The organism is Pseudomonas juntendi (assembly GCF_009932375.1).
GTDB lineage: Bacteria > Pseudomonadota > Gammaproteobacteria > Pseudomonadales > Pseudomonadaceae > Aquipseudomonas > Aquipseudomonas juntendi.
The window spans coordinates 1-213 of sequence record NZ_BLJG01000211.1 but is presented as its reverse complement, the minus strand read 5'-3'; the positions used below and the strand labels follow the sequence as shown (position 1 = coordinate 213).

Annotated in this window: 1 pseudogene; it reads right to left on the bottom strand. The window is 63.4% G+C overall.

Going from position 1 to position 213, the window contains the following annotated elements:
* Nucleotides 1–213: pseudogene (locus GYA94_RS22010) on the bottom strand (glutamine synthetase); the annotation flags it as partial.

The following is a 213-nucleotide window of genomic DNA, read 5'->3' as shown; positions in this document are numbered from 1 at the left end:
GCACGTTGCGCGGCGACAGTTCGACCGGGTTGCCCTTCTTGTCGTAGGTGTCGTGGATCACCTGCGCGGTGGGCTCGATGGCCCACGGCACGAGGAACACGGCGTTCTCGTCAGGGCGGCAGATCATGTCGATATCCGCCGGGTCGAGCAATTCGTAATAGATGTCGTCGTCGACGTAGTCGCCGGTCACGGTCTGCAGCAGCACGCTCTCGG